At 71.4% G+C, this 25,407-nt stretch carries 19 protein-coding genes; 10 read left to right on the top strand and 9 right to left on the bottom strand.

Annotated elements, in window-relative coordinates:
- The first annotated feature begins 211 nt into the window (after positions 1–211).
- Both PKF00_RS41620 and PKF00_RS41615 read left to right on the top strand, forming a co-directional pair.
- Positions 212–781 (top strand): copper resistance CopC family protein, encoded by a 570-nt coding sequence (locus tag PKF00_RS41620; protein ID WP_271223292.1) that lies wholly within the window; start codon positions 212–214, stop codon positions 779–781.
- Entirely contained in the window at positions 778–1,821 is a 1,044-nt protein-coding gene (locus PKF00_RS41615) for a CopD family protein (protein WP_271223291.1), read from the top strand. The genes PKF00_RS41620 and PKF00_RS41615 overlap by 4 nt, the downstream gene beginning before the upstream one ends.
- Here the strand turns inward: PKF00_RS41615 and PKF00_RS41610 are convergent.
- A complete protein-coding gene (locus tag PKF00_RS41610) occupies positions 1,779–2,936 on the bottom strand; it encodes a hypothetical protein (RefSeq protein ID WP_271223290.1) in 1,158 nt (385 codons plus the stop codon). The two genes, PKF00_RS41615 and PKF00_RS41610, sit on opposite strands and share 43 nt — an antisense overlap.
- 187 nt (positions 2,937–3,123) lie before the next feature.
- Between PKF00_RS41610 and PKF00_RS41605 the strand changes: the two genes are divergently transcribed.
- Complete coding sequence (locus PKF00_RS41605) at positions 3,124–5,829, top strand: alpha/beta fold hydrolase (protein WP_271223289.1); 2,706 nt, start codon at positions 3,124–3,126, stop codon at positions 5,827–5,829.
- Positions 5,826–6,749 (top strand): ABC transporter permease, encoded by a 924-nt coding sequence (locus tag PKF00_RS41600; protein WP_271223288.1) that lies wholly within the window; start codon positions 5,826–5,828, stop codon positions 6,747–6,749. Before PKF00_RS41605 ends, PKF00_RS41600 begins: the two co-directional genes overlap by 4 nt.
- 47 nt (positions 6,750–6,796) lie before the next feature.
- Here the strand turns inward: PKF00_RS41600 and PKF00_RS41595 are convergent, their stop codons facing one another.
- Complete coding sequence (locus PKF00_RS41595) at positions 6,797–6,976, bottom strand: hypothetical protein (protein WP_271223300.1); 180 nt, start codon at positions 6,974–6,976, stop codon at positions 6,797–6,799.
- A 155-nt stretch (positions 6,977–7,131) separates the two neighbouring features.
- On the opposite strand from PKF00_RS41595, the gene PKF00_RS41590 reads away from it, so the two are divergent.
- Positions 7,132–9,249, top strand: a complete 2,118-nt coding sequence (locus PKF00_RS41590; protein ID WP_271223287.1) for an ATP-binding protein — start codon at positions 7,132–7,134, stop codon at positions 9,247–9,249.
- A gap of 60 nt (positions 9,250–9,309) precedes the next feature.
- Here the strand turns inward: PKF00_RS41590 and PKF00_RS41585 are convergent, their stop codons facing one another.
- Positions 9,310–10,230, bottom strand: coding sequence for a 4-epi-cubebol synthase (locus PKF00_RS41585; protein WP_271223286.1), 921 nt, complete (start codon positions 10,228–10,230; stop codon positions 9,310–9,312).
- Positions 10,231–10,373: 143 nt separating this feature from the next.
- Positions 10,374–10,766 carry an ankyrin repeat domain-containing protein gene (locus PKF00_RS41580; protein ID WP_271223285.1) on the bottom strand — a complete coding sequence of 131 codons (393 nt, stop codon included), beginning with the start codon at positions 10,764–10,766 and terminating at the stop codon, positions 10,374–10,376.
- Positions 10,767–10,870: 104 nt separating this feature from the next.
- Between PKF00_RS41580 and PKF00_RS41575 the strand changes: the two genes are divergently transcribed.
- Positions 10,871–11,779 carry a proteasome assembly chaperone family protein gene (locus PKF00_RS41575; protein ID WP_271223284.1) on the top strand — a complete coding sequence of 303 codons (909 nt, stop codon included), beginning with the start codon at positions 10,871–10,873 and terminating at the stop codon, positions 11,777–11,779.
- Between the two features lie 52 nt (positions 11,780–11,831).
- A complete protein-coding gene (locus tag PKF00_RS41570) occupies positions 11,832–12,905 on the top strand; it encodes a Gfo/Idh/MocA family oxidoreductase (protein ID WP_271223283.1) in 1,074 nt (357 codons plus the stop codon).
- A gap of 93 nt (positions 12,906–12,998) precedes the next feature.
- Here PKF00_RS41570 and PKF00_RS41565 read toward each other — a convergent pair whose 3' ends face one another.
- The 3 genes from PKF00_RS41565 to PKF00_RS41555 form a co-directional block, all read right to left on the bottom strand.
- Positions 12,999–13,796 carry a tyrosine-protein phosphatase gene (locus PKF00_RS41565; RefSeq protein ID WP_271223282.1) on the bottom strand — a complete coding sequence of 266 codons (798 nt, stop codon included), beginning with the start codon at positions 13,794–13,796 and terminating at the stop codon, positions 12,999–13,001.
- Between the two features lie 226 nt (positions 13,797–14,022).
- Complete coding sequence (locus tag PKF00_RS41560) at positions 14,023–16,605, bottom strand: tetratricopeptide repeat protein (protein WP_271223281.1); 2,583 nt, start codon at positions 16,603–16,605, stop codon at positions 14,023–14,025.
- 293 nt (positions 16,606–16,898) lie between these two features.
- A complete protein-coding gene (locus tag PKF00_RS41555) occupies positions 16,899–18,965 on the bottom strand; it encodes a M6 family metalloprotease domain-containing protein (protein WP_271223280.1) in 2,067 nt (688 codons plus the stop codon).
- A 197-nt stretch (positions 18,966–19,162) separates the two neighbouring features.
- Here PKF00_RS41555 and PKF00_RS41550 point away from each other — a divergent pair, with 197 nt between their 5' ends.
- A complete protein-coding gene (locus tag PKF00_RS41550; protein WP_271223279.1) occupies positions 19,163–20,290 on the top strand; it encodes an amidohydrolase family protein in 1,128 nt (375 codons plus the stop codon).
- A 477-nt stretch (positions 20,291–20,767) separates the two neighbouring features.
- On the opposite strand, the gene PKF00_RS41545 is transcribed toward PKF00_RS41550, so the two are convergent.
- Positions 20,768–21,727 (bottom strand): helix-turn-helix transcriptional regulator, encoded by a 960-nt coding sequence (locus PKF00_RS41545; RefSeq protein WP_271223278.1) that lies wholly within the window; start codon positions 21,725–21,727, stop codon positions 20,768–20,770.
- Between the two features lie 62 nt (positions 21,728–21,789).
- Between PKF00_RS41545 and PKF00_RS41540 the strand changes: the two genes are divergently transcribed.
- Positions 21,790–23,028, top strand: coding sequence for an epoxide hydrolase family protein (locus tag PKF00_RS41540; protein ID WP_271223277.1), 1,239 nt, complete (start codon positions 21,790–21,792; stop codon positions 23,026–23,028).
- A gap of 13 nt (positions 23,029–23,041) precedes the next feature.
- Here the strand turns inward: PKF00_RS41540 and PKF00_RS41535 are convergent, their stop codons facing one another.
- The gene (locus PKF00_RS41535) at positions 23,042–23,458 is read right to left on the bottom strand and encodes a MarR family winged helix-turn-helix transcriptional regulator (protein WP_271223276.1); all 417 of its coding nucleotides are present in this window, start codon (positions 23,456–23,458) and stop codon (positions 23,042–23,044) included.
- 77 nt (positions 23,459–23,535) lie between these two features.
- Here PKF00_RS41535 and PKF00_RS41530 point away from each other — a divergent pair, with 77 nt between their 5' ends.
- Positions 23,536–25,395 carry an ABC transporter ATP-binding protein gene (locus tag PKF00_RS41530; RefSeq protein WP_271223275.1) on the top strand — a complete coding sequence of 620 codons (1,860 nt, stop codon included), beginning with the start codon at positions 23,536–23,538 and terminating at the stop codon, positions 25,393–25,395.
- Positions 25,396–25,407 lie beyond the last annotated feature (12 nt).

Below are 25,407 nucleotides of genomic sequence, written 5' to 3'. Positions count from 1 at the left end.
CCTCCTGCCATCGGATCGCCGGGCGCCCTCGTCTCCGCGGGCGTCCGTACGGGCGTCCGCGCGTCTGTCTCCCGCCGCGGGGCCCCTCCGCCGCCGCCCTCGTCGTCCTCCCCGGCGTATCCCTGACCGATTCCACGGCCGATTCCCACGCCGGAAGGCTGTGGTGGGAGCATGGCAAGGTCATGACATACCCAACGGAAGGCCACGATCGGTGAGGCGGCTACTGACTGTCCTGCTGTTCGCGTGCGCCGCGCTCATGGGCGTGGTCACTCCGGCGCAGGCCCACAACGTGCTGATCGGCAGCGACCCCGCGGAGGGCGCCAGTCTCGCCGAGGGACCACGGACGATCACCCTCACCTTCGACCAGACGGTACGGCAGGGCTTCGCGCAGATCAGCGTGACCGGCCCCGACGGGACTCGCTGGGAGGACGGGAAGACGACCGTCGACGGCGCGAAGGTGAGCGTCGCGGTCAGGCCCCTCGGCCCCGCGGGGCAGTACGTCGCGGGATACCGCATCATGTCCTCGGACGGCCACCCGGTGGCGGGCAAGGTGACCTTCACCCTGACCGCCGCGGGCACGGGCGCGGCGGCGCAGCCCGCCCCCGCCGCCACCGCCCCTGCCACGCCCCAGACGCCCGGCCTGAGCGCCCAGGCCGCCGAGGCCGCGCAGAACGGCGGGGCCGGCATGGCCGTGCTGTGGATCGTGGGCGCCCTCGTCGTGCTCGGCGGCGCCACCGTCGTCGCGCTGCGCCGCGGCGGGGACCGGGAGGCCTCGCGGTGACCGCGACCCTGGAGCGCGCGCCCGGGACGGGCCCCGCCGCGGGCGCCGTCAGAAGACTGCTCACGGGCGGGTTCGTCTCGAGCGCCCTGCTCGCCGTGCTGGCAGTGACGGCGCTGACCGCCCAGGAGGCGGTGCCGGGGATCGCGGTTCCCGGACCGCTGGTGGAGTACGGCCTGCCGGTGCTGCGGGTGCTGCTCGACCTGGCTGCGGTGGCCGTCGTCGGCCTGAGCCTGCTGCCGAAGATGCTCGGCTTCGACGACCCCGACCGCACCGAGCCGGTGATGCGCCGGGCCAGGCCGCTGGCGGTGACGTTCGCGTGGGCGTGGGCGGTGCTGGCCCTGGTCATCATCGTCTTCCAGACCGCCCAGCTCAACCCGGGAGTGATCCCCACCCCGGGGATGATCGCCAGGTACGTCGACGACTTCGGCGCCGGTCAGGGAATGCTCTTCAGCGCCGCCTGCGCGCTCGCCTACGCCGGAATCGGGCTGCTGGCCGTGCGGTTCGGCGAGAAGGTCCCGGCGGAGCTGCGGATCGTGATCGCCTTCTTCGGCCTGCTGCCGATCCCCGTCACGGGGCACGCGGTGAACTCGCTGTGGCACGACCCCATCATGATCTCGATGGAGCTGCACGTGATGGGCTCCGCCGCCTGGACGGGCGGACTGTTGACGATCATGCTGTTGGTCGCGGGGAACCGCGACCTGCTGGCCCAGGTCCTGCCGAAGTTCTCCAGGCTGGCGACGCTGGCGCTGGTGCTGGTGAGCGTCTCGGGGCTGGTGAACGGCCTGGCCTCGCTGGCCCTGACCCAGGGGATCGAACTGCCGGGGGCGCTGTTCGGCAGCCACTACGGGCTGCTGGTGATCGCCAAGACCGCGTGCGTCGCGCTGCTGATCCCGTTCGCCGCCCACATCAGGTTCCGCCTGCTGCCGCGCATCGCCGCGCGGCAGGCGACGGCCGTCGTCGCGTGGGCGGCGGCGGAGATCACCGTGATGGGCCTGGCCTACGGGCTCGCGGTCGCGCTGACCACGGCCTCCATGACCTGAGCCCGGAGCCGGTAACGGGTCAGGGCCCACTCGGCGGTCAGCCACAGCACGACGAGGATCACCCCGCCGATCGCCACCGTCAGGGGCGGCACCAGCGGCGGGGTGAGGTAGGCCTTGCTCTGCAGGACGAGCGTCTCCTCGACGACGACGGTGGCCGCGAGTGAGCCGACCAGCGCCCGCACCACCGGGATCCGGATCAGGAACGCCAGGTCGATCGCGAGGGCTCCGGCGATCAGGAAGGCCGGAACCGCCGAGCGCGGGAAGTCGGCGAGCGCGAGCAGCGGCCAGATGAGGGTGCGGTAGGCGACGTAGGAGGCGGCGACGGCCGTCGCGGTGAACGTCCGTCCCGTCATCGCGCGGGCGACCACCAGAACGATCATGGCGGCGGCCACGGCGTAGAGCGGGTACACCTGGTCCGGCACCGGCAGCGAGAACTTGACCACCATGGGCCGGTCGATCGCGCGGCCCATCTGGTCGGCGGCGAACTGCAGCAGGATGGGCTCGGCCTCCGGGCGTCCCTTGTCCCAGGCGGCGATGCCGAACACGCCGTACTCCTGGTGCTGCGCGGGGAACCAGACGTTCTCCAGCAGGAAGACGAAGAGCCCGCCGAGGACCAGCGTCCGCATCCGCCCGGGGGGCGCGCCCATGAACCAGCCCCTGATCACGCCGCAGACCATGAGGAGCGTGCCGATGTAGAGCATCATGTGCGACGGGCTCCACGAGGTGATGTCGAGCCCGTTGACGCGGTGGTTGATCAGGTCGAGCGGCACGGCGATCAGGAAGACCGCGGTGCCCCAGCCGACGAGGCGCTGCGCCGTCCTGTCGACGCCGTAACCGGTGTAGAGGTGAATGATCGTGAGCGTGAGCGCGATGGCGGTGCCGACGCTGTTGAGCAGGTGCGGCGGCGCCAGGTCGTCGCGGAGCCACTTGAAGTGCCAGGAGACGTCCCACGAGGCGCCGAGGACCTTGAAGCAGAAGGCCACCAGCCAGCCGAGGTAGAGAACCCTGAACAGGTCCTCCGGGGTCTCACGGCCCGCCTTTCCCCTGGTCCAGTAGGGCAGGGCCCACTGGACGACCGGAGCGGCTCTTCGTTTCAAGCTCACGACTACCTTCACGCGCGAAATGATGCCCGTCCTTTACCTTGGTCCGCAATCAGGAACATCCCTGAGACGCGGACAGGGGTTGGGGCCGTTCCTGGCCGGTCATGCCCTGTGAGGCCTTCGCCGGGAGTGCGGTGTCTCGCGAGGCTACCCGCCGCGACCGTCTCAGGCCCCTCTCAGCTGCCCTCAGTAAGCTCGCCGCATGAAATTCGCTGGGAAGCCTGTCACCTGGATAGCGGTGGTCACCGTGCTGGTCGTCGCTGTCGCGGCCTGGGCGTTGTGGCCGTCCGCGCCCGAGGTGAGGGCACAGGAGCAGCGGATCGCGGTGGTCGACGGCCCCCGCGACGACCAGCGGGTCACGCTCGACGCGAGTTTCTTCCCCCCCGCGGGAGGCGGCAAGGCCCCCGCGGTGCTGCTGGCACACGGTTTCGGCGGCAGCAAGCAGAGCGTGCGGGCGGCGGCGACGCGGCTGGCGCAGGAGGGCTACGCCGTGCTGACCTGGTCGGCTCGGGGCTTCGGGCGTTCGACCGGGCAGATCGCGCTCAACTCCCCCGACTACGAGGTCAAGGACGTCCGCCAACTGGTCGACTGGCTGGCCGCGCGGCCCGAGGTGCGGCTCGACGCGGCCGGCGACCCCAGGGTGGGCGTCGCGGGCGGCTCGTACGGCGGGGCCATCGCGCTGATGGCCGCCGCCTACGACGGCCGGATCGACGCGATCGTCCCCCAGATCACCTGGTACGACCTGGCCGACGCGCTGTTCCCCGACGCGGGCGGCAAGGGCCCGCAGAACGGCGTGTTCAAGCGGATGTGGGCCGGGCTGTTCTTCAGCAGGGGCGGCCCGACCCCGGGCGTCGGCCAGGTCCCGGCGGCCGGAGGCGGCGAGCTCGGCGCCGACCAGGCCGACCGGCCCGGCCTGCCCCTGACCGCCCAGGAGGTCAGGTGCGGCCGGTTCCTGCCGGAGGTCTGCGACATCTACCAGCGGGTGGCCGAGACGGGCCGGGCGACGCAGGACGCGATCGACACCCTGCGCAGGTCCAGCCCGGTCTCCGTGCCCGGCAGGATCAAGATCCCGACGCTGCTGCTCCAGGGACAGCGCGACTCGCTGTTCACCCTGGCCCAGGCCGACGCCAACGCCAGAGCGGTCGCCGCGACCGGCGCCCCGGTCGGCGTCGCCTGGTTCGACGGCGGCCACGACGGCGGCAACGGCGAGGTCGACTGGATCCACGAGCGGACCGCGGGCTGGTTCGACCGCTACCTGCGGAAGAGCGCGGACGCCGAAGGGGCGGGCAGCCCGTTCACCGTCACCCGCGACGGCGGTCGCGACCCCGGCACCCGCCGTCCCGTCCAGCTGCACGCGACCGCGACCGGCTATCCGGGCCTGTCCGGCGCCTCCACGGTCCCTGTCCCGCTGAGCGGCCCCGACCAGCGGGTGGCCAACCCGCCGGGCGGGTCCCCCTCCTCGATCTCCGCCGTCCCCGGTTTCGGCGGCCTCGGCGGCACGGGCAACCTGAGCCTGTCGGTCGACATGGCGGGCCAGAGCGCCCACTTCGACTCCGCTCCGCTCACCGCGCCGCTCCAGGTCACCGGCAGCTCGACCGTGAGGGTGCGGGTGCGCACCGAGGCCGGGGCGGACGGGGCGGGCACGGACGCGAAGCCCGCGGGAGAGCCGGACGCGGAGAACGGCGGCCCTGAAGGAGACGGGACAGCCGGCGACGGGGAGGCCACGCGCGACGGAACGGCACAAGGGAAGCCGGGCGGCGGGGAGGTGACGCTGTTCGCCAAGCTCTACGACGTCGGGGGCGGCGGTCAGGCGCCGGTCCTGCCCGAGGGACTCGTCGCCCCGGTCAGGATCACCGTCCCCGAGGGCGGCGTCGGCGAGGCCACGGTCACCCTGCCCGCCGTCGACCACCGCTTCGACGTCGGGCACCGGCTGCGCGTCGCCTTCACCACCACCGACCTGGGCTACAGCACTCCGGCGGCCCCCGCCGTCCACGAGGTCGGGCTGGCCTCGCAGACCCTGACCGTCCCGACGAACCCCTCGCTGCGGACCCCCGCCACCGGCCTGACCTGGTGGACCTGGGCGCTGCCCGCCGCGTCGGTCGTCGTCGCGGCGGTCCTGCTGCTCATCGGGCGGCGGCGCCGCGCGGACCGGCACGACCCCGCCCTCGAGACGGTCCCGCTGCGGATCGACGGCCTGACCAAGGCCTACGGCAACGGCGAGCTGGCCGTGGACGGCCTGTCCTTCACCGTCGAGCACGGCCAGGTGCTCGGCCTGCTCGGCCCGAACGGCGCGGGCAAGACGACCACGATGCGGATGATGATGGGCCTGATCCACCCGGACGCCGGCGAGATCAGGATCTTCGGCCACCGGGTCTCCCCCGGCGCGCCCGTGCTGTCACGGCTCGGCTCGTTCGTCGAGGGCCCCGGCTTCCTGCCGCACCTGACCGGGCGGGCCAACCTGGAGCTGTACTGGAAGGCGACAGGACGCCCACGGCAGGACGCCCACTTCACCGAGGCCCTGGAGATCGCCGGGCTCGGCGGCGCGCTCGACCGCGCCGTGCGGACCTACTCCCAGGGCATGCGCCAGCGTCTGGCCATCGCCCAGGCCATGCTCGGCCTGCCCGACCTGCTGGTGCTCGACGAGCCCGCCAACGGCCTCGACCCGCCGCAGATCCGCGAGATGCGCGAGGTCCTGATCGAGTACGCGTCGCGGGGCCGTACGGTCATCGTCTCCAGCCACCTGCTCGCGGAGGTGGAGCAGACCTGCGACCACGTGGTGGTCATGCACCGGGGCCGCCTCGTCACGGCGGGACCGGTGAGCGACCTGCTGAGCCGCCGCGCCTCGGGCAACGGCTCCGGCAGCCGTCTCGAGGACGTGTTCCTGGACCTGATCGGGGAGAACGCATGAACGACGTCAACGGTTCGCGCACGGCTCTCACCGGTGTCCCGGTGGGCGGCGACCACGGGAGCGGCTCCCAGGGCGACGGCTCGGCCGCCGGTTACCTGGCCCGTCGCACGCTGCCGCTGGCGGTCGAGTTCGCGCGCCAGTTCAGGCGGCGGCGCACGCTGGTGATGTTCGGCCTGCTGCTCGCGCTGCCGTGGATCCTGGTGATCGCCTTCAAGGTCGGCTCGAACTCGGGCCAGCCGGGGGCCACGCTGCGCATCTCCGACCTGGCGACCGAGGGCGGCCTGAACTTCGCGGCCTTCGCGCTGTCGGTCTCCGCGAGCTTCCTGCTGGTCGTCGCGGTCGCCCTGTTCTGCGGCGACACCGTGGCGAGCGAGGCCAGCTGGTCCTCGCTGCGCTATCTGCTGGCCGCCCCGATCCCCCGCGACCGGCTGCTGCGGCAGAAACTGATCGTCGCGATGGCCTACTCCGCGGCGGCGGTGGTCTGCCTGCCGCTGATGGCCCTGCTGGCCGGGACCCTGGCGTTCGGCTGGCACGACGTGCGGGTGCCGGGCACCGGCGAGACCATCGCCGCGCTCGAGGTGCTGCCCCGCTTCGGCGTGGTGATCGGCTACGCCCTGGTCAGCCAGTTCGTGGTCGCCGCGCTGGCCTTCCTGTTGTCGGTCGGCACCGACTCGCCGCTCGGCGCGGTCGGCGGGGCGGTCGGCCTGGTGATCGTCAGCAACATCCTGCAGGCGGTCGAGGCGCTCGGTTCCCTGCGGGAGTTCCTGCCGACGTTCTGGAACACGGCGTGGCTGGACGCCCTCGCGCCGCAACCGGAGTACAGCGGGATGGTCAAGGGCGTGGCCGTTTCGGTCGCCTACTCGGCGATCCTGGTCGCCCTCGCCTTCCGCCGGTTCCGGCGCAAGGACGTGGTGTCCTGATCCTGTGCGCGCCCTGACCCGGCGCGCCCGGGCTACCAGGGGGCCGGCTACCAGTGGGGCGGCCGGTCCTCGAGCAGCCGGGCGTCGTTGTCGGGCTCGCGCCATCCTCCCCATCCGAGATCGGTGTCGTCGCTGGTCTGGTCCGGCAGGATCGGCGGACCGTCGTCGGAGAGGTCGACGGGGCGCAGATCGTCGGGATGCAGGTCGTCGGGCTCAAGCGAAGTCACGCGTCCATGCTAGCCAGCGTCACGCCGAGTCCCCCGCACCACGAGGGGACATGCCGGGAAATGTCACGGGCCGGTCTCCGCCGCAGGGACAGCCGAGGGCGCAGGCGGGTACGATGCGAGAGGTCAGGTGTCAGCTACCCCCCCGTGAGGCGGCCATGGCAACGCCATCAGGATGGCGGCGAGACGGCAATCTCCCCAACGAGCTCACCAGCTTCGTGGGGCGCACCAGGCTCCTGACCACTCTCCGGCAGCGGCTTCGCGAGCACCGGCTGGTCACCGTGACCGGCATCGGCGGCGTGGGCAAGTCCCGTACGGCGCTGCGCATCGCGCACCTGGTGAGCGGTCAGTTCAAGGACGGCGTCTGGTTCGCCGACCTGGCCAGGCTGCAGGACTCGGGCATGGTCCGGCACACCATCACCTCGGCTCTCGGCATCGCCGACCAGTCGTCCCGCTCGGCGGACGAGACGCTGGTCGAGTGGCTGGGCGACCGCGAGATCCTGCTGATCATCGACACGTGCGAGCACCTCGTCGACGCCTGCGCCGCGCTCTTCGAGAACCTGCTGACCAACGCCAGGGGCCTGACCATCCTGGCCACGAGCCGCCAGTCGCTGAACGCCAGGGGCGAGCACACGGTCACCATCCCGCCGCTGGCCGTCCCCGGCGACCTCCCCGACGAGAACCCCTTCACCAACGAGGCCGTGCAGCTCTTCGTCGCGCGGGCGAGCGCGGTCGTGCCCAACTTCGTGCTCGACGAGCGCAACGTCGGCCCCGTCTCCGAGCTGTGCCGCCGGCTCGACGGCATCCCGCTCGCGATCGAGCTGGCCGCGGTCCGGATGCGGGCGCTGTCGGTCGAGCAGATCCTCGAGCTGCTGGCCGACCGCTTCAGCCTGCTCGCGGGGGCCAGCCGTACGGCGTTGCCCCGCCACCAGACGCTGCGCGCCGCGATCGGCTGGAGCCACGAGCTGTGCGAGCCCGCCGAGCGGCTGCTGTGGGCCCGCCTGTCGGTCTTCGCGGGCGACTTCGAGCTGGACGCCGCCCGTTACGTCTGCGCCGGGGACAACCTTCCCGGCGAGGACATCATGGACCTGATCGCCAGCCTGGTCGAGAAGTCGATCCTGCTGAGCGACGGCACGCCGTCGGGGCACCGCTACCGGCTGATCGACACCCTGCGCCAGTACGGCGAGGAGTGGCTGGGGAAGCTGGGCGAGACGGGACGCGTCAGGGAGCGGCACCGCGACTACTACCTGCAGCTGGCCAAGAGGAGCGAGGACGCCTGGTCAGGCGCCCGCCAGGTCTACTGGTACGTCCGGATGCGCCACGAGCACGACAACATCCGGGTCGCCCTGGACTACTGCCTGAGCACCCCGGGCGAGATACAGGCGGGGCTGAAGCTCCTGTCGTCGCTGTGGTTCATGTGGGTGGCCTGCGGGCTGGCGCGCGAGGGCAGGCTCTACCTCGAGAAGACCTTGGAGCTGACGCCCCAGCCGAGCTCGGAGCGCTGCAAGGCGCTGTGGGTGCTCTCCTACATTCACAGCGCCCAGGGCAACATCGCCGGCGCCGTCGAGGCCGCGGACCGGTGCAGCTCGGACGCGGTGCGCGTCGGCGACTCCGGCGCGGTCATCCTGGCCACCAAGATGCTCGGCACGGCCGCGTTCCTCCAGAACGACCTGCACAAGGCCAGCGCGCTGCTCGGCGTCGCCATCGAGTTCCACAAGAGCGGAAGGGAGCTCAACCCCGGGCTGCTCCCCTCGATCGTGGAGCTGTCGATGGTGCTGCTCATGCAGAACGACCCCGGCGAGGCCGAGGTGCTGCTGCGCGACTGCATCGCCGTCTGCACCCAGCGCGGCGAGCTGTGGCTGCGCTCGTACGCCATCTACGCCCTGGCCAGCGTCTACCAGGCGATGGGCCGCACCTCCGAGGCCCTGGCGAACGCGCGCGAGGCGCTGCGCCTCAAACGCTACTTCCACGACGTGCTCGGCATCGGCCTGGCGATCGAGGTGGTCGCGAGGCAGGCTCTCGAGGACGGCCAGCCGCTCCTCGCCTCGCGGCTGATGGGCGGAGGGCAGGCGAACTGGCGCACCTTCGGGATGCCCCAGCTCGGCTCGCCCTTCTTCAACGCCGAGCACGACCGCTGCGTCAAGGAGTGCAAGCGCCTCCTGGGCGAGAAGGCGCACGAGGAGGCCTTCGACAGCGGCAAGAGGCTGAACCTCGAGGAGCTGATCGAGCTCGCGCTCGGAGACCAGGAGGCGGAGGAGCTGTTTCCCCGGATCTGACCACGGCCGCCCGCGGCAGGGCGGGAGCGGACACCGCGCTCCCGCCTGCCGCGGGCGCGGTCACCTCTCGGGGAACAGCCGCTCCTCCGGCTGCCAGGCGAGCGTGTAGCGGGAGCTGGTCAGCGAGTAGTCGACGCTTCCGCTGATCCAGAACTCCAGGCCCCTGACGTAGGCGCGCACCGCCTCGGAGTCGAGGGCCTCCAGCGCGGGGCGCAGCGCGATCATCTCGGCGATGGCCCGGTTCCGCATTCCGCCGATCATCTCCATGGCCGCCTGCCTGGAGTATCCCCCGTGCGTGGCCAGCACGTTCACCAGGTTGTTGCGGGAGTTGCCGCTGTCGCTCTCCTTGGCGTACGAGATGAGGTCGTTGTCCCAGACGACGACGTCGTTGGCGTTCTCGGTGATCGCCCGTATGACGGGGTGACGCCACTCCTCGGGGGTGAGGCAGTGCCCGGTGGCGATGTCGATCAGGGCGAAGACCGTGAGCATGGCGCCGGTCCTGCGCCGCATGAAGAGGTAGTCCTCCAGCGGCGGGACCACCTCGTCCTCGCGGTTGGCCGCCTCCCACACCTGGGCGAACAGGTAGTCCTTCGTGACGCCTCGCCAGCGGTCGAGCTGGTCGCCGTCGCCGTACGCGGCGATCCTGCCCTTGATCTCCAGCAACGTCCTGGCGAACACGTCGTCCACCTGGGAGCCGGTGTCCAGGTCCTCGAGGACGGCGTAGAACTGCGGCAGCGCGCGAGCGATCTCGGCGGCCCTGCGGTCGGACTCGCAGAAGGCGTCGTCGAAGGCGAACAGCCACACGCACCAGTCGGTCACCAGGCGGAGCACGTGGTGTTCCGCGTAGGGGTAGGTCCGCGCGCTCAGCCAGCCGTACTTCGCCCGCCGGTAGCGGTCGATCGTCTCCGCGTCCCCCACCATCCCCGAGCCGACGAGCCATTTCAGGGTCTCCTCGTTGACCCTTTCGACGTGGGGATTCACCTCACTCGGGAAGGGGCAGGGAAGCGGAGGGATGCGGAGGTACCGATCGGGCCGGTGCGTAGTAGTAGTTCCCACCTGTCAAGAATGGCCGAACGTCAGATGATTTCAATATGTCGCGAAATATGAGACATCATGAATCGGGATTAACGTTCGAACCACTTCAGATACTCCTCGTGACCGAACATCCGGGCGGCCTCTCTGGCTGAGGGGACGCCCGCGTCCGGATCGGCGCCCGCGTCCAGGAGCGCCCTGATCACCTCTGGCTCCTTCTTGAAGACCGCGCCCGACAGCGGCGTCTGCCCCCGGTCGTTCGCGCGTCCCGGATCCGCGCCGAGGGCGGTCAGCGCCCTGACCGTCTCCGCGTGACCGTGGTAGGCGGCGAGCATCACCAGGGTGTCGCCTCTGTCGTTGCTCAGGTTGGCCGGGACCCCGGCCTCGACATACGCGCGAAGCGTGTCCGTCTCCCCTGTTCTGGCCAGGTCGAACAGGCGGGTCGCGAACTCCTCGAGCTCAGGGTCGGGCTGCATGGGGTTCATTCTGCCCCGATAGGGTGCCCAGTGATCGGCGCGGCCGGCGGAATTCACCGGGCGGCCCGCGGGTTCATGTTGTGGAGAGACGACCGACGAAAGGCTGGGAGACGGTGTTCGACCCGACGGATCTATACCGGCTCAGCGGAGAGGTCCCTGAGCTGACCGATCCGGTGCTGCTCTACCACTTCGAGGGGTTCGTGGACGCGGGCGGCGCCGGACGACTCGCCATGGGCCACCTGCTGGAGGAGCTGGAGCACCGCGTCGTGGCGACATTCGACGTGGACCGCCTGCTCGACTACCGGTCCCGGCGGCCGGTCATGACCTTCGACACCGACCGGTGGGTGAGCGTGGAGAGCCACGAGCTGACCCTGCGCCTGGCCCATGACACGACGGGGACGCCGTTCCTGCTTCTCACGGGCCCCGAGCCGGACCGTGAGTGGGAGCTGTTCACCGCCGCCCTCGACGCTCTGGCCACCCGCCTCGGCGTCGGCAGGCTGGTGACCGTCCACGGCATCCCGATGGCCGTCCCGCACACCCGCCCGCTCGGGATCACGGGTCACGCCAGCCGCCCTGAGCTCGTCTCCGGCCAGACCAGCGCCTTCGGCAGGGTTCAGGTGCCGGGGAGCGTGGCCGCGCTGGTCGAGTTCCGGCTGGGGGCCAAGGGCCACGACGCCCTGGGGTACGCCGTGCACGTCCCGCACTACCTCGCCCAGGCTGAGTACCCCGCCGCGGCGCTGACGGCGCTTGAGGCGGTCACCAGGAGCACGGGGCTGGTGTTCCCGCTGGAGGGCCTGCGCGAGGCCGCGGACAGGACCGACACCGAGATCGCCGAGCAGATCGGGGCGTCCGAGGAGTTGTCGACCGCCATCACGGGGCTCGAGCAGCAGTACGACGCCTTCGCGGCGGGCGCGGAGCGTGAGAACCTCATGGCGGAGCCCGCGGAGATGCCGACCGGCGACGAGCTCGCCGCCCAGTTCGAGGCCTTCCTCGCCGAGCGCGACGAGCGCCGTGGTGACTGACCCCGCGACGGGCACAAGGGCCGACACAGTGACCGGCACAGGGGCCGACACAGTGGCCGGCACAGTGGCCGCCGGGAAGGCCGGCGGGGAGGCCGACCTGCGCGTCGGTCTCGTCGGGTACGGCGTCGCGGGAGCGTTCTTCCACGCCCCGCTGATCGCCGCGACGCCGGGACTGCGTCTGTCGTCCGTGGTGACCCGCTCCCCCGAGCGGGCCGCGGAGGTCGGGGAGAAGTACGGCGCGCGGGCGGTCGGCGACGCGGAGGAGCTGTGGGAGTCCAGCGACCTGGTCGTGGTCGCCTCCCCCAACCGCACCCACGTCCCGCTGACGGAGGCGGCCCTGCGGGCGGGACTGCCGGTCGTGGTCGACAAGCCGCTGGCGGCGACGGCGCGGGAGGCCAGGGGCCTGATCGAGCTGGCAGGCGAGCGCGGCCTGATGCTGACCGTGTTCCAGAACCGGCGCTGGGACGGCGACTTCCTCACGATCCGGCGGCTGCTCTCCTCGGGGGAGCTGGGCGCCGTCAACCGCCTGGAGTCCCGGTTCGAGCGGTGGCGGCCGACCCCGAAGGGCGGCTGGCGGGAGGCGGGCGGCGCCGACGAGGTCGGCGGCCTCCTGTACGACCTCGGCAGCCACCTGGTCGACCAGGCCCTGCTCCTGCTGGGCCCCGTCACCCACGTCTACGCGGAGGCCGACGTCCGCCGCCCCGGGGTGGCCTCGGACGACGACGTCTTCGTCGCGCTCACGCACGTGTCCGGCGCGCGTTCCCACCTGTGGGCCAGCGCGCTCGCCCCCAGGCTCGGCCCCCGGTTCAGGGTGCTGGGCTCACGGGCCGGTTACCTGAAGAACGGCCTGGACGTCCAGGAGGAGCGCCTGCGCGCCGGCCTCACCCCCGACTCCCCCGGTTTCGGCGAGGAGCCGCAGGAGCGGTGGGGCACCCTGGGCGTCGACGAGGCCGACCACCCCGTCCGCACCGAACCCGGCGCCTATCTCGACTTCTACCGCGGTGTCGTGGCGAGCCTGCGTGAGGGGGCTCCGCCTCCGGTCGACCCGGAGGAGACGGTCGAGGCCCTCACCGTCCTTGAGGCCGCCCGCCGGTCGGCGGCGGAGGGCCGGGTCGTCGCGCTCTGAGTCTGGGGTGTCCCTCGCCGCCCGGCGAGGGACACCCGGCACGGCGGCGAAGGACACCGGGCACGGCCTGGACAGGGCGAAACGCCCAGGAGGTCAGTCGCGCAGGCGGGAACGGAGCGCCTGGGCGTCGGACTCGGTCCACCCCTGGGAGGCGAGCCACGGCAGCGGCCCGCCGAAGCGGTCGTCGAGGACCCCCAGGAACTGCTCGATGTACTCCGCGCGTGGCCGGTGGTCGTCCGCCGGACGGGAGTCGAGGTCGTCACGGTAGGTGGCGCTGGCGCGCAGACGCGCCAGGATGCCCTCGAGGCGGTCGCCGGTGGCGACGTAGTCGGCGACGATCGCCTCCCGGGTGGCTCCCGCGACCTCCAGGGCCAGGGCGCTGACGACTCCGGTGCGGTCCTTGCCCGCGGCGCAGTGGACGATGGCGGCGCCGTCGTCGTGAGCCATGGCGCGCAGGGCGGCCAGGATCGAGTCGGGGCGGTCGCGGAGGTAGCCGTAGTAGAAGCCGGTCACCCGCAGCTCGGCGAGGACCTCCTCGTCCAGCTCCTGCCAGGGCAGCACCTTGTCGGCGTCGATCTTGTCGGCCTCGACGTCGGTGTTCCTGCCGCCCTCGGCGAACAGGGTGAGATGGTGGATGTTCACCTCGGGGACGACAGTGAGCGGCCCGGGGCCCTCGAGGGCCACCTCCGCGTCCGAACGCAGGTCGACGACGTGGCGGAGCTTGAGCTCTCCGACGAGCAGCTCGATGTCGCGCTCCGTCAGTCCCTGTAGGTTGTCCGACCGGTACACCCGGCCGAATCGTGTGGTTCCGCCGTCCACCGTCGCGAGCCCGCCGAGGTCACGCACGTTGACGGCACCTTCAAGATCAATCCATCGTGTCAGATCGTTCATCAATGACGAGCTTATACGTCGCGGTATGATCGCGCCGTAAACATCTGGGGCCCGTTGTCGCAAATGACAGCGCCTCTCATATGGCGTCCCGCTTCCCTGGTCGTCGGGTCGCGTTTCCCTCCTCGGCGCCGCGCCGTCCGTCTCCCCGCGCACCGGCCCGCCCTCTCCGGTTCGCCGGCTCCCGGTGATCCCTCAGCGCCCCCCTCAGCGATCCCTCAGAGGTCCCTCAGAGGTCCTCGGAAAGACGGCTCTCCGGCCGCTCCTCCGCCCTGCGCAGGAGTTCGAGCGTGCGGCCCATGCCGGCCTGGTTGCCGAGGCTGCGGTAGATGTCCAGGGCCTGCCTGAGCAGGTCCAGCGCCGTCTCCCGGTCACCCGCCTCCAGACACGTCTCCCCCAGGGAACGCAGGCTCCTGGCCATCCACCAGCGATCGCCCAGCTCCTCGAAACTACGCACCGCCCGTCGCAGCGACTGCTGCGCCTCCCGGACACGGCCCAGCCTGCTGTGCGCGCGCCCGGCCGACAGCTCGGCCCTGGCCACTCCCCACGAGTCGCCGAGCGCGGTCAGCATCTCGGTGGCCCGCCGCACGTAGGTCAGCTCACGCAGCCCGTCGGCCGGATTGCCGACCTCCCCCGCCGCCCGCAGAGACCGGGCCTCCTCCCACAACTCCCCGCGCAGCCGGAACATCTCCGCCGCCCGCTCCAGGCTGAGCCCCGCCCTGACGAAGTTCTCCCCCGCGGCCTTGACCTCCCCCTGGCGATGCAGCGCCCGCGCGGTCGCGCCGAGCACCTCACCGTAGACGCGCAGCGTCTGCGCCTCCGAATAACGGTTGCGGTCGTGCTGGAACACCTCAAGGGCCGCCTCCAGCAGCTGCCCGGCCTCCTCCGGCCTGCGCTGGGCCAGCCTGAGCTCGGCCAGGTTGCGCTGCCCCCTGGCCGCCCACCAACGGTCCTCCTCCGCCTTGAACGCCGTGATCGCGCCGGTCAGGTAGCCCTGCGCCCGATCCAGGCTGCCGTCGTTGAACAGGCTCATGCCGATCGCGCGCATCGCCCGCGCCGCCCACCACGACTCCCCCAGCTCGGTGAAGATCTCCAGCGCCCGCTCGGCGTCCTTCCTGGCGCTGTCGCGGCCGCCCTGCCCCCCGGACACCGCCGACCGGTCCAGCAGCGCGATGCCCAGCGCCCGCCGGTCCTCCATCCGGGCCGCGGCCTCGCACACGATCTCGGCGACCGTCCGCCAGTCCGACCAGTAGGCCCGCAGCGAGTGACACAGCGAGCAGAACGCCCGGCCCAGGCTCCAGGCCAGCTCCCACATCTCCAGGCCTTTGGCCTGCTGAACCAGCGCCACCAGGGTCAGCCGCTCGGCGTTGAGCCAGTCGGCGGCCGACGCCTGGACCCGCGCCGCGAACAGCTCCGAGTCCGTCCGGCGGCCGCTGCGTCCCCAGTCCTGCGGCCACCGGGCCATCGCCGCGGCCTCGGCCCGGCGGCGATAGCCCGACAGCACCCGCTCGATCGCCGCCCGGCGATGGGCGTCGTCGTCCAGGGAGAAGGCCACCTCCCGGGCGAAGATCCGCACCAGATCGTGCAGCCGGTAACGCATCGCGCCGGAGAAGTCGAGCCCGGAGGACTCGGCGAGCTGGGCGTCGATCAGCGCCTCCAGCTGGTCGGCCCCCTCCAGCTCCGAGACGTCCAGCAGCTCGCCCGGCACCCAGCCCGGCACATCCGGCGCGGTCAGCAGACTGAGCAGCCGCAGCAGCCGGCGCTCCACCCCGGTGCAGTCGTCATAGCTCAGCTGCACCGAGGCCCGCACGCTCTTGTCCAGGCGGCGGGCCAGCTCCAGCTGGTCCAGGCGGCGGCGCTCGTCGGTGAGCCGGTCGGCCAGCTCGCGCAGCGTCCAGTTCTCCCGGGTGGCCAGCCGCCCGCCGCAGATGCTGATGGCCAGTGGCAGATGGTCGCACATCCGGACGATCTCCTCGGCCGCCTCGACATCGGCGGCGACCCGCTCGCCCCCGGCCAGCCGGGCCAGCAGCTCCACCCCCTGCGCCGAGCTGAACACCGACAGCCTCTTGTCGTAGGTGTTGAGCAGGAACAGCGGCTGCCGGGAGGTGATCATGACCACGCAGCCGGGATCGGCCGGGATCAGATCCTTGACCTGATCCCCGTCATGGGCGTTGTCCAGGCCGATCAGGATGCGCTTGCCCTTGGTCCAGGTCAGCCAGAGTGTGCGCAGCTCGGCCAGGCCGCCGGGATCGGTGGTCAGCCGCACCCCCAGCGCCCGCAGGAACCCGATCAGCACCTCCTGCGGGCCGACCGGCGCCTCGACGGTGCCGCGCAGGTCGGCGTGCAGCCGCCCGTCCGGGAAACGGTCGGCGACCTCGCGGCCGAACCGGGCCAGGAGCGCGGACTTGCCTACCCCGGCCCTGCCGTACACCGACACCACCAGCGGTGAGGCGTGCTCGGCCCGGCTCCGGGCCCGAGGGCGTTCGGCGAACACCTGGCGCAGCTCGGCCAGCGACTCCACCCGCCCGGTGAAGTGCGCCGGAACCGGCGGCCACTGGTCCGGCGGACGCCAGGACGCCCCCTCGACCGCGACGGACTGCTCCTCCCGCCGCTGGCCGGCGGTCCGCCAGGTGATCAGGCCAGCCAGCAGGGCGGCGACGACGACGATCGTGACCTTGACGGCGTCGGGCAGAGGCCAGACGTCCAGCGAGGTCGTCAGGATGGTGATCGTGGCGGTGCCGATGCCCACGGCGGCCGGGGCCGCCAGCTGTATGCGCCGTCCCGGCGTTCTGGAGTCACGACGAACAGGCACGCGCGACGGCCTGGGCATCCACACCCTCCGGAGAGAACCGCGGCACGTCCGCGGCCCCCCGACTCAGCCGACGTGTTGTCTCACAATCGATTCAACCAGATGTCAGACGGGCGGCGGTGTCCCACCGTGCCACTGATCATCTAGTAGCACGACATTTCACGAACTGTATGCCTCCTGGACCCGATGCCGACATGTTCCGCCAACGCCAGGTCCGGGCACGGCCCGCCGTACGGCCGAGGGCCGTCGCGGAGACCCCGGCGGGCGCCCGGTCTCCGCGACGGCCCCGAGGGGTCCTACAGACCGACCACGTGGCAGGTCGCCTTGGCGGTCCTGGACGGGTCGCTCTCCGAGGTCGCGGTCAGCGTGACCTTGGCCAGGCGTGCGCCTCCCGAGGCCCGCCGCGCGTTGACGGCGACGAGCGTCCGCTCACCGAAGCCCGCGGTCGCGAGCTGGTTGGGCAGCGAGGCGGTCCACCCCCTGCCGTCGACGGTCGCCGAGAGGCGATAGACGTCCTCGTTGAGGTAGGCGCTCACGTCCTCGGGGTGCTGCCCCTGGGCGGGAGCGGTCCTGCCGGTGTTGAACAGCGGGAAGCGGCAGGTGGACAGGCCCTTCTCCGCCGGGATCCCGGCGGCGGGGAGCAGCTTCAGCCCGCGCTTCTGCGGCCCCGCGCCGTCCAGGGAGCGGATGGCCACCGTGTAGGACAGGACGCCCTTGCGGTCCCGCTTCACGTCGAGGACGTAGAAGTGGAGCCGGTTGGCCTGGTCCACGTACTCGAACTCGGAGCCCGAGTCGCTGCCCGCGTGGAACAGCGCGTCCGACAGCTGACGGTAGTCGCCGATCGTGATGGGCACGGCGGTGCCGTCCGGCAGGACGTAGTCGGTCATCCCGATGTCCTGCGGGTTGGCGTCGACGACCCACTCGAAGGGAGCGTTGTCCGCGTTCTTGGTCTTTGCCAGCAGCACGCCGGAGTCGGGGGTGAAGGAGTCGGCGCCCATCCGGTCGACGACCTCGACGGTGTAGTTGTTGTAGCCGCCGCCGTCGCAGAACGGGTCCTTGGCGACGTCGCAGGCGGGGCTGCGGTCGCCGTCGCCGAAGGCGATGTTGACGCCGGCCAGGTCGCCGGCCCCCGGCTGGACGGACCGGGCGGTCACCCTGGCCACGACGAGGCCGGACTGGGCCAGCGCCTCGCGGGACAGGCGCAGCACGTTCTTCTCGTCGACCATCTCAAGCTTGATCTTGTTGCGGAGCATGTGCTGGGCGCCCATGGAGCCGCCGGAGGTCGGCGGGATCAGCCAGCGGCTGTGCGGGCCGCCGGGGCCGTTGAAGCTGCCCCGGCTGAGCATCTCCCAGATGCCGGTGTACGCGCGGCGCGGCGGCACCCCGAACGGGTTGTTGTAGTTGTCGCCGATGCCGAGGATGTGGCTGAGCTCGTGGGCGTAGACGCCCTGCCCTGAGCTCTCCGCCTGGGTGGAGGAGCCGCCTCCCGCGTTGGGCCAGATGGAGGAGGCCGAGGCCCAGGAGGTCCACTCGACGTAACGGGTCCTGGCCCAGTTGGGCAGAGCGGCGTCCGGCGGCCCGAAGTCGTCGGTCACCGCCTCCTTCGTCGGGAACTTGATCGACCCGAACTCCTGCCAGGTGGCCGACTCGTCCTGGCCCGCGCTCAGGTAGAAGACGAAGTCGAAGCCCGCGGGGACCTCCTGACCGACGGCGGCGGTCCACGCGGCCCGCCCGTCGGTCCTGATGTTCTTGTTGCAGCTGTCCCCCGCCGGACAGCCGGTGCCCGCCTGGAACTCCATGGCGTACTCGTGGGACTTGCCCGGCATCAGGTAGGGGCCGAAGGCGGTCAGGTTGACGCCGTAGCGGCCGCCGGAGTCCTCCATCCAGTACTCGTGGATGGTGTGCCCCCGGTTGATCTGGCCGGGGGTGTTGAGGAAGTCCTTGTAGAACTGGGCCACCTTGTCGCGGGGGATGTCGTGCGCCTCGGCGCTCGGGTTCCTGAAGACCGTCGAGCCCTTGGGCTGGGTGACCGCGAACGGCTGGTTGGGGTAGTCGAGCAGGACGAGCGCGCCGCGGAAGGTCCGCTTCGAGCCCTTGACCGCGGGGTCGGCCCAGTTGGTTCCCGGCGGCTTCTTGTAGTCGGCCCACGTCATGTGGTCCGGGTTCTTCCAGTTCTGCGGGTCGATGGGAGCGGGTCCGCCGGTTCTGCCGCGCAGCGCGGCGTCGGCGGGTTCGTCCTGCTGCCATGGCTGGGTCTGGGGCCACTGGTCGAGACGCCAGGGGTGCTCGGGGTCGGGGGCCGGGTCCGCGGAGGCGGGGGCCGAGGCGAGGCCGATCGGGATCAACACGACGGCTGCGATCAACGCTTTCAGTAACCTGGGGGGACGAGTCACGACAAATGACGCTATAGATCGTTTTCGCGTCGATCAATCGTCTTCTGTAGGAAGGTCATCTGTCAGATGTAGGAAAACGACGCCGGCCCATCCCGTCGGCGCGGCATTTGAGATCACCGGGCAGATACACTTAATCTCTCTAAAGGGACAAACAGACAGGAGTGTCTATGCCCACGCGCGCGGGCCAGGCCATCGGCACGCGTGCGCTTCCCACGGTCACCGTGCACAGCGCGCCGCTCGTCCTTCCGATCTCCGGCCCTCCCGTCGAGAACGGCGCCGTCGCGGTCAGAGGTGACCGTGTGCTCCGGGTCGGGCCTGTCCACGAGATCGAGGCCGCCTATCCCGGGGCCGTCCCCGTGCGCTGGCCCGGCATGATCACCCCCGGCCTGGTCGACGCCCACCTCCAGCTCGACCGCGCCTTCGTCCCGCCCTTCGCCCACGGCGTCACCGCGGTCGCGGGCGTGGCGAGCGACCTGGACACCGCCTCCGCGTTCGGCCGCACCGGCCTCGGCGGCGTCACCTACCTGGAGACGGGGTGCGAGGACGAGGCCGTCTGGGAGAGTCGCGGACGAGACCAGCTGATCACCGCCATCCGCGAGGTCGACCATCCGGGAGCCGTCGGCATCGCCGCGCACTCCCCCGACCCGATGGTGATGGAGGACCTGGCCATCCTGTCGCGGACGTTCGGGCTACGGCTCCACATCGAGCTCGGCCGCCATCCGGTCGCGTTCCTCGACGAGGTGGGAGCGCTTGGCCGCGGCTGCCATGTGGCGATCTCCGGACCGCTCGACGAGGCCGACCGCAAGCTCCTGCGAATCCGGGGCACGGCGGTGGCGATCTCCTCCCCCTTCGCCTCCGAGGGACTGTTGGACGGCAGGGACCTGATCGCGTTCGGCACCAGGACGGGCGGTGACCCGCTGGCCGCCGCCAGGCTGCTCTCCCACGACGGCGCCCCCGGCGGGCGGGACGGCCTCGACCGGCTCCTGGTCGAGGCGGTGACGACGGGCGGCGCCCGCGCCATGGGCATGGCCGAGGGGCCACAGCGCCTCGGCTGCCTCGCCCCGGGCGGCAGGGCGGACTTCGCCGTCTTCGCCGTCGAGGCGGACGGGCGGACCGCGTACACCGCCCTGCTCCACGAGGGGCCGGGCCGCTGCCTGGCCGCCTTCACCGGCGGCCGTCTCCGCTGGCGTCTCGGCGACGGCACGGACAGGGTCGGCGACACGGACAGCGTCGGCATCACGGACGCCCCGGCTGCGAGCGGTGCGGGAGAGCACGAGATGAGACGCCTGGCCTGAGCCGGGCCCCCACGCCTCCTTCGCGCCCGTGGAACCCTCGCGCCTCCTCCCGCGCCCGTGAAAAGGGGAGGCGGAAAGGGAACCCCGGAAAGCGGTGACACGGCCGCGCTCCGGAGCCTGCGGGAAAACTCGGAGACCGGTTCTTCGTCACCCAATTTGCGAATTATAGGCGTTTTATATCGCCCTGACCTGTCGCTCGGCGCCTTCAGGAAAGTCACCGCCACAACATCACGTGACATCGCTTTCCGGGCTTTCCCCGTCACCGTTTCCCGGCATTCCGGAGCGGCGTCCACAGCTTCCCCCGCACCGCCCCCAGGAACCCCGGCCCCGCCCTCGCACCGCCGCCCCCCTCGCCCGCGACACCGGCAAGGGCGACGCCGGGTTCCTCACCGGGTTTCTCATCCACGGCGATCCAGGCCACGCGGTCGACGGAGACGGCGACCAGGCCCCTACCGCCGCCGGGCCATGAGAAGGCGGCTACGTCCCCCGTACGGCCCGCAGGCAGCGGGCGGCCTGAGCCCGGAGGGCGTCGGCGAGTGCGGGCGGGCCGCCGACGAGGGTGAAGTCGACGTCCACGGAAGTGATCATCCAGACCAACGACGACGGGCTGTCAGCGCCGACATGCAGCAGACAGCTGTGGTCGTCGACGGCCTCGACGACGCCCATTCCCGGCCATACCCGCTCCGCGACGGCTTCGGCGGACTCGTGCAGGATGACGGTTGCCCGAAACGACCATGTTCGTGATGACAGCCGATGGGACAGGTAGGTCACGACGTCGCCGCCGGGCGGTTGTCTGGGTGTGAACCGCGGGCCGGTCGGCGTGCACGGCGTCAGCCGGTCCACCCGGAAGACACGCCAGTCGTCACGGTCGGTGTCCCAGGCGACGAGGTACCAGTGCCTGCCGAAGTTGACCAGGCTGTGCGGCTCGACGGACCGGACCGTGTCGCCACCGCGAGGGCCGGCGTAGTCGAAGCGCAGCCGTTCACGGCGGCGGCAGGCGTCGGCGATCGCCATCAGCGTGTCGGGGCTCACCTCGGGACCCGCGGCGCCGACCCGGACGGTCACCGTGTGCAGCGTGTTCACCCGGTGCCGCAGCCGGGACGGCAGCACCTGCTCGAGCTTGGTGAGGGCCCGCAGTGAGGTCTCCTCGATCCCGGCGACCGAGCCGCCCGCGGCCGTACGGAGCCCGACCGCCACGGCGACCGCCTCGTCGTCGTCCAGCAGCAGCGGCGGCAACGACGCGCCGGCCCCGAGCCGGTAACCGGCGGCGCCCTGGGTGGCGTGCACCGGGTAGCCGAGCTCGCGCAGTCGCTCCACGTCGCGGCGGACCGTGCGCGTGGTGACCTCCAGACGTTCGGCGAGCTCGCCGCCCGACCAGTCGCGACGGGTCTGCAGGAGCGACAACAGTTTGAGCAGGCGCGCGGAGGTCTCTGCCATGTCGCCAAGGTTGCCACATCTTAGGACCGATCCTGTCCTATGAGCGTCCTACCGTTGCCCGCATGACGAACACACCACAGGGCGTCCGCCCTTTCCGCATCGATGTTCCGCAGGCTCAGCTCGACGACCTGACCGCACGGCTGGCCAACACCCGCTGGCCGGAGGAGTTGCCCGGCGTCGGCTGGAGCCGGGGTGTGCCGCTGGACTACCTGAAGGGTCTCGCCGAATACTGGCGCACCGGCTACGACTGGCGGGCGCACGAGGCGGCGCTCAACGAGCACCCGCAGTTCGTCACCGCCGTCGACGGGCAGAACATCCACTTCCTGCACGTGCGCTCGCCCGAGCCTGACGCCGTGCCGCTGCTGCTGTTGCACGGCTGGCCGGGTGGGGTCGTGGACTTCCTCGACGTCATCGGCCCGCTTTCCGATCCTCGCGCGCACGGCGAGGACCCGGCCGTCGCCTTCCATCTGGTGATCCCGTCGCTGCCCGGCTTCGGATTCTCCACGCCGCTGGCCGGGCCAGGCATGGGCCCGGCCCGGATGGCGGGGGTGCTCGCGCGGCTGATGTCCCGGCTCGGGTACGAACGGTACGGCGTCCAGGGCTACGACACCGGCTCGTGGGTCGCCTCCGAGATGGGCAGACAGGAGCCGGGCCATGTCGTCGGCGTCCACGTCAACGCCCTGCTCACCTTCCCGATCGGGGCGGAAGGCGAGATGGACGGCCTCACCGAGGTCGAGCAACGGCGCTGGCAGGCGATGCAGAACTTCAACGACGGCTATCTGCAGTGCAACTCCAAGCGACCGCAGACGGTGGCCTACGGTCTGCACGACTCCCCCGTCGGCCAACTCGCCTGGATCGTGGAGAAGTTCAAGGAGCTCACCGACCCGGAGGACGGGCTGCCCGAGGACAGCGTCGACCGCGACCGCATCCTGACCGACGTCTCGCTGTACTGGCTGACCGGCACGGCCGGATCGGCGGCGCAGGTCTACTACGAGGAGATCACCGCGAACGCCTGGAAGGAGACCGGCGACGAATGGAGCACCGACATCGGCGACGGTGACGGCACCGCGGGCGGCGACGGCCGGGACGAGGGCGCGGAGGACTGGGCGGCGGCTCAGCGCGGCACGACGCCGACCGGCGTGCTGGTCTCCGCCCATGACGTGACCGTCCGCCGCTGGGCCGAGCGCGACCACAACGTCGTGCACTGGACCGAACTCGACAGGGGCGGCCACTTCCTCGCCATGGAGGCGCCGGACCTGTTGGTCGGCGACGTTCGTGACTTCTTCCTGAAGGTGCGCTGAGACGGGCGCCGCGTCAGGCGGACCTGCCCTCCACCAGACTCAGCAGGCTCCTGAGCTGTTCCCGCTGTTCCGGAGTGAGCACGGAGAACAGCTCCTCCGCCGCCTGCCTGCGCGCCTCGCGCACCTGCTCGTACCTCGTCCGCCCCTCGGGGGTGAGCACCAGGAGAGTGGACCTGCGGTTGGCCGGATCGACCTCGCGGCGCACCAGACCGGCCTCCTCGAGGGCGTCCACGACCGGGGTCACCGAGCGCGGCACGATCCTGAGCAGGTCGGCGAGCTGGACCATCCTGAGCGGTGGCTCGGCGTCGGCGATCGCCCGCAGGGCCCGCGCCTGGCCCGGGGTGAGCCCCAGCGGGCCGAACCGCTCGCCGTACCCCCGGCGCAGTCGATGGCTGACGCCGCGCACCAGCTCGGCCAGTTCCGTCTCCACCCCCCGAACTTATCTCACTGTTCATGGGAATGAATATGAGCTAACCTCCGTTTGAGAGAACATCAGAAAGGAGCTGCATGGCCGAGCGAACCCAGAAGACCCTTTCGCCCGAAACAACAGCTGTGACCGACGAACCCCGCGCGCCGTTGCGGCGCATCGTCTCCCTCTTCCACCCCTACCGGAACCGCCTGGCACTGGTCGGCGGCCTCATCGCCCTGTCGTCCCTCGTCTCCCTGGCGTCGCCGTTCATGCTGCGCGAGGTGCTCGACGACGCCATCCCCAACGGCAGGACCGGCCTGCTGACGCTGCTGGCGCTCGGCATGGTCGCGGTCGCCGTCACCACCAGCGCCCTCGACGTCGTCCAGACGCTGATCTCCAACACCGTGGGCCAGCGCGTCATGCACGACCTGCGCACCGCCGTCTACGGCCACCTGCAACGCATGTCACTGGCCTTCTTCACCCGCACCCGCACGGGTGAGGTGCAGTCGCGCATCGCCAACGACATCGGCGGCATGCAGTCGGTGGTCACCTCGACCGCCGCCTCGATCGTCTCCAACCTGACCACGGTGGTCGCGACGATCGTCGCGATGGTCGTGCTCGACTGGCGGCTGACCGCCGTGTCCCTTCTGCTGCTGCCCGTCTTCGTCGCGATCAGCCGAAGGGTCGGCCGTGAACGCAGGAAGATCACCTCGGAGCGGCAGCGGAAACTGGCCGCCCTCTCCTCGACGGTCCAGGAGTCGCTGTCCATCAGCGGGATCCTGCTGGGCCGTACGATGGGCCAGGCCCCCGAGCTCACCCGGCGCTTCTCCGCCGCCTCCGACGAGCTCGCCGACCTGGAGGTCCGCTCCAGCATGGCCGGGCGCTGGCGGCAGTCGACCATCCAGATCGTCATGGCGGCCATGCCCGCGGTGATCTACTGGGTCACGGGGCTGACCTCCGTGATCTCGATCGGCACGGTCGTCGCCTTCACCACCCTGCAGATGAGCCTGTTCCGGCCTGCGGTGTCACTGCTGCGGCTCGGCGTCGACGTGCAGAGCTCGCTCGCGCTGTTCGCCCGGATCTTCGAGTATCTCGACCTGCCCGTGGACATCCACCCCGGCCGCAGGACGCTGACGGACGTGCGCGGCGAGGTCCGCTTCGAGCACGTGGACTTCTCCTACGTCACCCCGGAGTCCTCCGCCCCCGCCACCCGGGAGTCTCCCGACGCCTCCGACGGGGACACTCTCCCCTCCGAGGACGGCGAGTCCCTGACGCTGTCGGACGTCGACCTCGTCGTGCCCGCGGGCACGACCCTGGCGGTGGTCGGCGAGACCGGTTCGGGCAAGACCACGCTGAGCTATCTGCTCCCCCGCCTCTACGACGTGACCGGCGGCCGGGTCACCGTCGACGGCGTGGACGTGCGCGAGCTGACCTTCGAGACGCTGGCCGAGACGGTCGGCGTGGTCTCCCAGGAGACCTACCTGTTCCACTCCTCGATCGCCGACAACCTCCGCTTCGCCAAGCCGTCCGCCACCGACGACGAGCTCGTCGAGGCGGCGCGCGCCGCGCGGATCCACGACCACGTCATGTCGTTGCCCGACGGCTACGACACCATGGTCGGCGAGCGCGGCTACCGGTTCTCCGGGGGCGAGAAGCAGCGCCTGGCCATCGCCCGCACGCTGCTGCGCAACCCTCCCGTGCTGATCCTCGACGAGGCCACCAGCGCCCTGGACACCCAGACCGAGCGCGCCGTCCAGGAGGCCCTGGACGCGCTGTCGCGGGGCCGTACCACCATCACGATCGCCCACCGCCTGTCCACGGTCCGCGACGCCGACCAGATCGTGGTCCTCGACCACGGGCGGGTCGTCGAACGCGGCACCCACGACGAGCTGCTGGCCGCGCAGGGCCGCTACGCCGCCCTCGTCCGGCGCGACGCCCCCCTGCTCGCCGCCGCCTGACCCGGGGCGGCC

It is taken from the genome of Streptosporangium carneum (genome assembly GCF_027922005.1).
GTDB classification, from domain to species: Bacteria; Actinomycetota; Actinomycetes; order Streptosporangiales; family Streptosporangiaceae; genus Streptosporangium; species Streptosporangium carneum.
The sequence above is the reverse complement of the archived record's forward strand: the minus strand, read 5'-3'. Positions and strand labels throughout refer to the sequence as shown.